This is a genomic window from Mesorhizobium sp. PL10, assembly GCF_053714315.1.
Window position 1 is genome coordinate 34,589 of the sequence record NZ_JBSKBR010000032.1, and the last position, 7,790, is coordinate 42,378.

Annotated in this window: 8 protein-coding genes; 5 read left to right on the forward strand and 3 right to left on the reverse strand. The window is 61.8% G+C overall.

The window, feature by feature from the left end; genetic code table 11:
- Nucleotides 1-33 precede the first annotated feature (33 nt).
- The 4 genes from ACWGTO_RS29465 to ACWGTO_RS29480 all read left to right on the forward strand — a co-directional run bounded on the left by ACWGTO_RS29465 (nt 34) and on the right by ACWGTO_RS29480 (nt 4,550).
- Nucleotides 34-1,119, forward strand: coding sequence for an ABC transporter ATP-binding protein (locus tag ACWGTO_RS29465; protein ID WP_454578297.1), 1,086 nt, complete (start codon nt 34-36; stop codon nt 1,117-1,119).
- A 38-nt stretch (nt 1,120-1,157) separates the two neighbouring features.
- Complete coding sequence (locus ACWGTO_RS29470) at nt 1,158-2,483, forward strand: ABC transporter substrate-binding protein (RefSeq protein ID WP_454578298.1); 1,326 nt, start codon at nt 1,158-1,160, stop codon at nt 2,481-2,483.
- Nucleotides 2,484-2,788: 305 nt separating this feature from the next.
- Entirely contained in the window at nt 2,789-3,640 is an 852-nt protein-coding gene (locus ACWGTO_RS29475; protein WP_454578306.1) for a carbohydrate ABC transporter permease, read from the forward strand.
- A gap of 1 nt (nt 3,641) precedes the next feature.
- The gene (locus ACWGTO_RS29480) at nt 3,642-4,550 is read left to right on the forward strand and encodes a carbohydrate ABC transporter permease (protein WP_454578299.1); all 909 of its coding nucleotides are present in this window, start codon (nt 3,642-3,644) and stop codon (nt 4,548-4,550) included.
- Between the two features lie 31 nt (nt 4,551-4,581).
- Here ACWGTO_RS29480 and ACWGTO_RS29485 read toward each other — a convergent pair whose 3' ends face one another.
- On the reverse strand, nt 4,582-5,286 hold the full coding sequence (locus tag ACWGTO_RS29485; protein WP_454578300.1) for an SDR family oxidoreductase: 705 nt from the start codon (nt 5,284-5,286) through the stop codon (nt 4,582-4,584).
- Nucleotides 5,287-5,407: 121 nt separating this feature from the next.
- On the opposite strand from ACWGTO_RS29485, the gene gcvA reads away from it, so the two are divergent.
- The gene (gene gcvA, locus ACWGTO_RS29490) at nt 5,408-6,307 is read left to right on the forward strand and encodes a transcriptional regulator GcvA (protein WP_454578301.1); all 900 of its coding nucleotides are present in this window, start codon (nt 5,408-5,410) and stop codon (nt 6,305-6,307) included.
- A gap of 48 nt (nt 6,308-6,355) precedes the next feature.
- Here the strand turns inward: gcvA and ACWGTO_RS29495 are convergent, their stop codons facing one another.
- Both ACWGTO_RS29495 and ACWGTO_RS29500 read right to left on the reverse strand, forming a co-directional pair.
- On the reverse strand, nt 6,356-7,456 hold the full coding sequence (locus ACWGTO_RS29495; RefSeq protein ID WP_454578302.1) for a flavin-containing monooxygenase: 1,101 nt from the start codon (nt 7,454-7,456) through the stop codon (nt 6,356-6,358).
- Between the two features lie 58 nt (nt 7,457-7,514).
- Nucleotides 7,515-7,790 (reverse strand): FCD domain-containing protein (locus ACWGTO_RS29500; RefSeq protein WP_454578303.1); only part of this gene is annotated, 276 nt, incomplete at its 5' end.

The window sequence follows — 7,790 nt, forward strand, 5'->3', positions numbered from 1 at the left end:
GGGGCGTCGCAAGAAGCATTCGGGAGGAGATCGATGGCGTCTGTCGCAATCGGCGACGTTTACAAATCGTTCGGGACCGTCGAGGTTCTGCATGGCGTCACTGTGGATATCAACGATGGCGAGTTCGTCACGTTGGTCGGCCCGTCGGGTTGCGGAAAATCAACCCTTCTCAGGATGATCGCTGGCCTGGAAAAGATTTCGCGCGGCCAGATTGCGATCGGGGAGCGCGTCGTCAACAACGTTGCGCCAAAAGAGCGCGACGTTGCCATGGTATTCCAGAATTACGCACTCTATCCGCACATGACAGTCGCCGAGAACATGGCGTTCTCACTCATGCTCAAGGGTGTTTCGAAAGCAGATTGCGATATCAGCATTCAGCGCGCGGCCGAAATTCTGGGGCTGCTGCCATTGCTGACGCGCTATCCTCGTCAGCTTTCCGGCGGCCAGCGCCAGCGCGTTGCCATGGGCCGGGCGATCGTGCGCGACCCGCAAGTTTTCCTGTTCGACGAGCCGCTGTCCAATCTCGACGCCAAGCTCAGGGTGCAGATGCGCGCAGAGATCAAGGAGCTGCACCAGCGTCTCAAGACCACGACCGTCTATGTAACCCACGACCAGATCGAGGCCATGACAATGGCAGACAAGATCGTGGTCATGCACGATGGCATCGTCGAACAGATCGGGCCGCCGCTGGAACTCTACGACAGGCCCAACAATCTCTTCGTCGCCAGTTTCATCGGCTCGCCCGCCATGAACCTGCTCAAGGGTGAAATCGCAACCGATGGATCCCCTTCCTTTCGCGGCACCGGGGGCATTTCCGTGCCGTTGGCCGGCGCGCCAGCCGTCGCCAATGGCGCTCCGGCTGTGTTGGGAATACGGCCCGAGCATTTGCGCTTGTCGTCCGACCAAGGCATTGCGGTCACCGTCGTGGTGGTCGAGCCGACCGGGTCGGAGGTGCAGCTCATCGGCCGGACCGCCGGCGGCGACGAGATCGTCGCCAATTTCCGCGAACGCCATGCCTTCACGCCGGGCGAAACCATACGGCTCTCGGCCGCGCCTGGCCTGATTCATCTCTTCGACGGCGAGACCGGAACACGTTTTGAAACACGTAACGGATGGTAAGGACCGCACTGCAGGGAAATAAATCGGAGGAGACGACCATGAAATTCACCAGACGCGATGTAATACGCACGACCGCAGGCGCTGCGGCAGGAGCCTTGGGAAGCCGGTTCGTCGGCTCGCCCGCTTTTGCTCAGGAGGGATTGAAATACAAGCCCGAGGAAGGCGCAAAGCTGCGGCTGCTGCGCTGGTCGCCCTTTGTCAAAGGCGACGAGGATCAATGGCTGGCCAACACCAAGCGATTCACCGAGGCGACAGGTGTCGAGGTTCGTGTCGACAAGGAAAGCTGGGAGGACATTCGCCCCAAGGCGGCGGTTGCCGCCAATGTCGGCTCCGGTCCAGACCTCATGTTCGTCTGGTTCGACGACCCGCATCAATACCCCGACAAGCTGCACGACGTGACGGAGCTGGGCGAGTATCTGGGCTCGAAATACGGCGGCTGGCACGAGGGGCCAAAGCAATATGCGACACGGGACGGCAAGTTCATCGGCCTGCCGCTGGCGACGATCGGCAACGCCATCGTCTATCGGGCAAGCTGGGTGAAGGAAGCCGGGTTTTCGGAATTTCCGAAGGACACGGCAGGGTTCCTCGAACTGTGCAAGGCATTGCAGGCAAAAGGGCATCCGGCCGGCTTCACGCACGGCCATGGCGTCGGCGACGGCAACAATTACGCTCACTGGCTGTTATGGAGCCACGGCGGCCAGATGGTCGACGAGAGCGGCAAGGTGGCGATCAACAGCCCCGAGACCCTCAAGGCGATCGCTTACGCGCAGGAGCTCTACAAGACCTTCATTCCCGGGACCGAAAGCTGGCTCGACGTCAACAACAACCGCGCTTTCCTGGCTGGCGAACTGGGTGTCATCGCCAACGGTATTTCCGCCTACAACACAGCCAAGATCAACAAGGACAACGATCCAAAACTGGCTGAAATCGCCAAGGACATCCGCACGACCAACCTGCCCATCGGCCCGGTCGGAAAATCGGTCGAGCTGTTCCAGGTGACCACCGCCGTCATCTTCGACTACACGCCTTATCCCAATGCGGCCAAGGCCTACCTGCAGTTCATGTTCGAAGATCCGCAAATGACGGACTGGATCACCTCCTCGGCCGGCTACTGCTGTCAGACGCTCAAGGCGTTCGACAACAATCCGGTGTGGACGGCCGATCCGAACAATGCCGCCTACGCCAAGGCCTCGGCGACGCTGCGTCCCAACGGCTATGCCGGGCCGCTCGGTTACGCCTCGGCGGCGACCATGGCCGACTATGTGCTGGTGGACATGTTCGCCAAGGCCGTGACCGGCCAGGCGACGCCGCAGGAGGCGATGGAGGAGGCGGAAAAGCGCGCGAACCGGTACTACCGCGTTTAAGATCACAAGCTGAGCCGGGCGGCCGCCATCGTGCTGCCCGGTCCGGTTCGTGAAGTCGCTTGGCGGCCACCCGGCCGACCAGGGAAGCCCCTGGAGCGGTTCAGCTTTTGATAGAATGCTGCCCCGCTCGAAGTATTTGTTTTGCGCAATTCCGGACGGAAAACCGCTTACGCACTTTTCCTGGAATTGCTCCGAGGAGCTTGTTCATGGCCGTGCCATCCGTTGCCGCCCAGCCGCGTCCGTCGATCCTTTCACGGGTCCTGTCGCCCTTGGCCAGAAGCCGCAATGTCCTTGGCTTCGGCTTCATGCTGCCGTCGGCGGCGCTGCTGCTGGTTTTCCTGACCTATCCGCTCGGCCTCGGCGTCTGGCTCGGCTTCACGGATGCCCGTATCGGCCGCCCAGGCATCTTCATAGGCACCGAGAACTATCAATATTTATGGAGCGACAGCGTTTTCTGGCTGTCTGTCTTCAACACCCTGCTCTACACGATCAGCGCCTCGATCCTCAAATTCGTGCTCGGCCTCTGGCTGGCACTCATCCTCAACCAAAACCTGCCGTTCAAATCGTTCTTCCGCGCGATAGTCCTGCTGCCGTGGGTGGTGCCGACCGTGCTGTCGGCCATCGCCTTCTGGTGGATCTACGATTCGCAGTTCTCCATCCTGTCCTGGGCGCTCCAACAGATAGGCGTGATCGACCATCGCATCAATTTCCTCGGCGATCCTGAGAATGCGCGCGCTTCGGTCATCGCGGCCAATGTCTGGCGCGGCATTCCTTTCGTCGCGATCACCCTGCTCGCCGGCCTGCAGACCATTCCACAGTCGCTCTACGAGGCCGCCACCCTCGACGGCGCCAGCCGCTGGCAGTTGTTTCGCTATGTGACGTTGCCGTTGCTGACGCCGATCATCGCCATCACCATGACCTTTTCGGTGTTGTTCACCTTCACCGATTTCCAGTTGATCTATGTGCTGACCCGCGGCGGACCGGTGAATGCCACGCATCTGATGGCGACATTGTCTTTCCAGCGCGGCATTTCCGGCGGCCAGCTTGGCGAGGGCGCGGCCATCGCGGTGGCCATGATCCCGTTCCTGCTCGCGGCGATCCTGTTCAGCTACTTCGGCCTGCAGCGCCGCAAATGGCAACAAGGCGGCGGAGACTGACATGGCAATGATCAAGGCGGCCGCGACCAGCAAGGCGAAGCGCTCGGATATCGACGAAGGCGGCATGGGCTACCTGCAGAGCGTGCCGCGTCGCGTGGTGACGGTCTATCTCCCGCTGCTGGTTTTCGTCATCGTCCTGTTGTTTCCGTTTTACTGGATGACGATCACCGCGATTAAGCCCAACCTCGAGATGACTGACTATGCGCGGTTCAATCCGTTCTGGGTGGTGCATCCGACATTCGAGCACATCCGCTACCTTCTCTTCGAGACGTCCTATCCGGGCTGGTTGCTCAACACGATCATCATCTCGACCGCCGCTACGTTCCTGTCGCTGCTGGCGTCGGTGTTCGCGGCCTACGCGATCGAGCGGCTGCGGTTTTCCGGGGCGCGACAGGTCGGCCTCGGGATCTTCCTTGCCTATCTTGTGCCCCCTTCGATCCTGTTCATTCCGCTGTCGGTAATGGTGTTCAACCTTGGGCTTTACGACACGCCGTTCGCGCTTATCCTTACCTATCCGACCTTCCTGGTCCCGTTCTGCACATGGCTTTTGATGGGTTACTTCCGCTCCATCCCGTTCGAGCTGGAAGAATGCGCGCTGATAGATGGGGCGAGCCGGTGGCAGATTCTCACCAAGATCGTGCTGCCGCTGTCGGTGCCGGGCCTGATTTCCGCTGGCATATTCGCATTCACCCTCTCGTGGAACGAGTTCATCTATGCATTGACGTTCATCCAGTCGTCCGAAAACAAGACTGTACCAGTCGGTGTGCTCACGGAGCTTGTACGTTCCGACGTCTACGAATGGGGCGCGTTGATGGCGGGAGCGCTGATCGGGTCATTGCCGGTCGTCGTGCTTTACTCGTTCTTTGTCGAGCACTACGTTTCCTCGATGACCGGCGCGGTGAAGGAATAACGCACCTGCCAGCACGCAAAGGATTGACGCGTCAGATGGCGCGGATGATGCCGCCGTCGACGCGGATGTTCTGGCCAGTGATGTAGCCGGCGCCTTCCGAAGCGAGGAAAGCGATGGTGGCGGCAATTTCCTCCGAGGTGCCGTAGCGCTGCATCGGCACCGAGTCGCGGCGCTCCTCGGTGGCCGGCAGGCTGTCGATCCAGCCGGGCAGGACATTGTTCATGCGCACATTGTCGGCGGCGTAGGTGTTGGCGAAGATCTTGGTATAGGCGGCGAGACCGGCGCGAAACACGGCGGACGTCGGGAACATCGGGCTCGGCTCAACCACCCAGGCCGTCGAGATGTTGATGATGGCGCCGGCCTTCTGCTTGACCATTTGCGGCGCCACGATGCGCACCGGGCGGATGACGTTGAGCAGGTAGACGTCCATGCCGGTGTGCCACTGCTCGTCCGTGATCTCCAGGATCGGCGCGCGCGGCCCGTGGCCACCGCTGTTGACCAGCACGTCGATGCGTCCGTAGCGCTGGAGCGTCAGGTCGACAAGCTCCTGCAGATCGTCATTCGACTGGTTGGAGCCGGTGACGCCGAAGCTGCCAAGTTCCTTGGCCAAGGCCTCGCCCTTGCCGGAGGAAGACAGGATCGCAACCTTGAAACCATCCGCCGCCAGGCGCTTGGCCGCTGCCGCGCCCATGCCGCTGCCACCAGCCACGACCAATGCCACTTTTTCTACACTCATCTGATTTTCCTTCATGGGTTGGCGAGAAGTGATGTTTCCGCGCTTTGACCAGTGCTATAACCGGTTTTGCTAGCTGGTTCGAACCAGAAAGCTTGAAATCACGCTGTAGAAAAACTACTGGATGCCCGAAGCCTTCCTGAGCCTGCCGCCGTTGAATGCGCTGCGCGCCTTCGAGGCCGCCGCGCGTCACCTCAACTTCCGCATCGCTGCGGAGGAACTGAACGTGACGCAAGGGGCAGTGGCGCAGCATATTCGCGGGCTGGAGGCCGATCTCGGCGCAAAACTGTTCGAGCGCCTGCCGCGCGGGCTGGCACTGACCGACGAAGGCCGCGCCTATGTGCCCAACATCCGCCGCGCCTTCGACCTGATCTCGGAGGCGACCTTGCTGTTGCGCCCCGAACCGGCGCGGCTGACGATCAGCGTCACGCCCAGCTTTGCCACCAAATGGCTGATCCCGAAACTGCCGGAGTTCGTCGCGCACAATCCGCTTGTCGATCTGCGCATTCTGGCCAGCGAAGGCCTTTCGAGTTTCCAGGCCGATGGCGTCGACATCGCGGTCAGGCAAGGCCGTCCGCCCTTCGGCGCCGGACTGATGGTCGACCTTTTGTTTCCACAGCAGATCGTCGCCATCTGCAGCCCTTCTCTGCTGCCGACCGGCGCGAACGAGATCGCGCCGACCGATATCCAGCATCACGTCCTGCTGCACGATGCGCACAATCTGTGGCCGGAGTTCATGGAAAAGGCGCTTGGCTTGAAGATGGCCACTGAGGCGAAACGCATGCGCTTCAACCAGACCGGCCTGGCGATCGACGCAGCCATAGCCGGCCAGGGCATCGCGCTGGCCAGCCGTTTTCTGGTCGCAGCCGACATTGCCGCCGGCCGACTGGTGCAACCAATCAACGCGGAGATGCGCGGCACGCAGGATTTCTATGTGGTGGTGCCACGCAAGCAGCGCCACCCCGAGCCGACGCAAGCGGTGCGGCAATGGCTGCTGGATGAGGGGTGTGTGGAGGATAGCTGATCTCCCCCCTTGCGGGGGAGATTGGCAGCTTCGCTGACAGCGCTCCCTCTACTGCCGCCGCGCAATGTCAGCCGCCACCGCCTTCGCCTCCCGGCCTATTTCCCTGAGCAGACCGGTGACCGGATTGTAGAAGCCGACGAGGTAGAGGCCGAGTTCGGAGGAGCGGGCATTGACGCCGCTGCGCTCCGGCTGCAGCTCCGCCGGCAGGAACTTTTCATAGCCCGGCCGATATCCGGTGGCGAGGATGACGGCGTCGAACGCCTCCTGCCGGCCGTCGGTGAACGCGGCGCCGTCCTCGGTGAAACGGACTATGTCGGGCGCTATCTTGATGGCGCCTTTGGTGATGGCGTCGACGGTGCCGACATCGATGACCGGGATGCGGCCGACCTCGTCGATCTGCTGCAGGATGCCCTGCTTCGGCCGGACGATGCCATATTTTTCGAGCTTGCCCAGCGCGAAATCGAGGATGATCGGGAACATCCAATCGTTCAGCGCCTGCGGCATAGGCCGGCTGGCGATGCCGACCATCTGGATCGGCACGCCCAACAGCTGGCGCGGTACGATGTGGACGCCTTTGCGCACCGAAATGGTCGGCCTGGCGCCATTCTCGGCAAGGTCCAGCGCGATCTCGGCACCGGTGTTGCCCATGCCGACGATCAGCACCGAACGGCCGGCAAAGGGCGCGGCTTGCGTATAGTCGGCGCTGTGCAGAACCTCGCCCTTGAAGGCATCGATGGCGGCAAGCCTGGGCACGATCGGCTCGGCATTGTTGCCGCTGGCGACGACGACATGGCGCGCCCTGAGGGTGTCCGATCCCGCCTCAACCAGAAACCCGTCGTCGCGGCGAATGGCTTTCACAGTCACGCCGACGCGCGGGTGCAAATCGAATTTTTTCACGTAGTCGTCGAGGTAACGAACCACCAGTTCGCGCGGCACGTAGCGCGGATAGTCCCTCGGAAATGGCTGGAACGGCAGCGAAGAGAACGACTTGACCGTATGCAAATGCAGCCGACGATAGTGCCGCCGCCAGGCGGGCGCCACCTGCCCGGCTTTTTCGAGGATGACGAAATCCACCCCTGCCCGCTTCAGGCAGGCGCCGACCGCCAGGCCGGCGGGGCCGGCACCGACAATGACCACAGTTGTGTCCAAGCGATTCTCCTCCCGCAAGCCTGGCTGAGGCTATGCGCAGAGGCGCAGGTGGGACAAGTCACCTGTTCCGCAATATCCCGGCCTTGGCCAGCGTTTCCATGCCATCGCGGAGATGTTTCTTCAGCAAGCGAACGGCTTCCGCCGCGTCGCGCTTGCGGCAGGCGGCGAGCAGTTCGCGGTGTTCGGCCTGTGAGACGCCGCGATAGTCGAGGCTGGACAGGAGCATACGGACATAACGGTCGGCGGCATTGTGGTGCGCTTCGATCAGGCCGAGCTGTGGCGCGACAATTCTGATGAGAAGCGCGCGACAATCTGGATGAGAATCTGGTGTCGC

Excerpts from the sequence above, each read along its gene's own strand:
- ACWGTO_RS29470 (WP_454578298.1), top strand. The coding sequence starts at position 1,158 with ATGAAATTCACCAGACGCGATGTAATACGCACGACCGCAGGCGCTGCG.
- ACWGTO_RS29465 (WP_454578297.1), top strand. The coding sequence starts at position 34 with ATGGCGTCTGTCGCAATCGGCGACGTTTACAAATCGTTCGGGACCGTC.
- ACWGTO_RS29475 (WP_454578306.1), top strand. The coding sequence starts at position 2,789 with ATGCTGCCGTCGGCGGCGCTGCTGCTGGTTTTCCTGACCTATCCGCTC.
- ACWGTO_RS29480 (WP_454578299.1), top strand. The coding sequence starts at position 3,642 with ATGGCAATGATCAAGGCGGCCGCGACCAGCAAGGCGAAGCGCTCGGAT.
- ACWGTO_RS29485 (WP_454578300.1), bottom strand. The coding sequence starts at position 5,286 with ATGAGTGTAGAAAAAGTGGCATTGGTCGTGGCTGGTGGCAGCGGCATG.
- gcvA (WP_454578301.1), top strand. The coding sequence starts at position 5,408 with ATGCCCGAAGCCTTCCTGAGCCTGCCGCCGTTGAATGCGCTGCGCGCC.